The organism is Parabacteroides sp. AF17-3, from assembly GCF_003635445.1.
In the GTDB taxonomy this organism is placed as follows: domain Bacteria; phylum Bacteroidota; class Bacteroidia; order Bacteroidales; family Tannerellaceae; genus Parabacteroides; species Parabacteroides goldsteinii.
In genome coordinates, this window is sequence record NZ_QTMM01000048.1 from 1 (window position 1) to 1,113 (window position 1,113).

1 protein-coding gene is annotated in these 1,113 nt (G+C 52.7%); it reads left to right on the plus strand.

The window, feature by feature from the left end:
* Nucleotides 1-1,020 (plus strand): T9SS type A sorting domain-containing protein (locus DWW91_RS27485; protein WP_147426572.1); only part of this gene is annotated, 1,020 nt, incomplete at its 5' end.
* Between the last annotated feature and the right edge of the window lie 93 nt (nt 1,021-1,113).

The following is a 1,113-nucleotide window of genomic DNA, read 5'->3' on the forward strand; positions in this document are numbered from 1 at the left end:
GGTATGATCGAACTGGGCGACATCGCCTCCCATTGCGGTTCGGAAAGCGAATTCAGAATACCATTCCGCCTGCTCGATCCGGACAATATCCTGGAATATTCCGTCCGCTTCTCCGACGAAGCGCTCAAAGCCGGCTTTACGGATTCCGACTATAAAGATGTGACTCCCGACTATCTCACAGTGCCCGTCTACCGGATAATCGGCAAGGGCGTTTACACCGGAAACGTGTATGTGCGCAAGAAAAGCGACCCGGGCCTGGTGGAACTGCATCCGTTCGAAATCGAGATGCTGGAAACCACGATGATCACCAAACAACCGCAGTCCGTATACGTTTGTGACGGCGACGCCTTCACCCTGAGCGTAGAAGCCCGTGGCCTGAACCTGACCTATCAGTGGTTCTTCAACAAAGAGGCGATCGAAGGAGCGACCTCGGCCACCTACCAGGCTGCCCTGACGCCCGACAAGGAAGGCTCTTATTACGTAGATGTATACGGCGACTGTGGAATGGAGAGCAGTGTGACGGTGACGGTGCGCAAGAACGGCCTGAGAGTCCTGGTGAAATGGAACGAATTCCTGTACATCACCAATCCGGACAACGAGTTTGTCCGTTTCCAGTGGTATCATGACGGGCAGAAAATCGAGAAGAACGGCACTTCGATCTACTACTCCGTGCCCGAGGGCCTGTTGGGCAGTTACTTCATCCAGGCCTACCGTGCAGACGACAGCTATGTGGTGAGTTGCCCGATCACGTTCGATACGCTGACACAGTTCCCCGTAACCACCGTTTACCCGACGATGGTTCAAAAGAACAGTCCGATAACCGTCAAGCTGGGCATGCCTGGCGAAGCCTCGGAGGCGGCAGTCATCGAGATCTATAACCTGAACGGTCAGCTGGTCGAAAAGCAGTCGATCACGACAGTCGAAACCACCATCCCCGCGAATATGGCTTCAGGCAGCTACATCGTGAAGGTGACCACCGATTCAGGAAGAACAACAACCCATAAAATCATCGTAAAATAAGCTAACAGATATGTCAACAATAATTTCAAACATAAAGAAAACAATCTTTTTATTCGCAGCAGGCTGCCTTGCCACCACCGTTTCGGCCCAGCA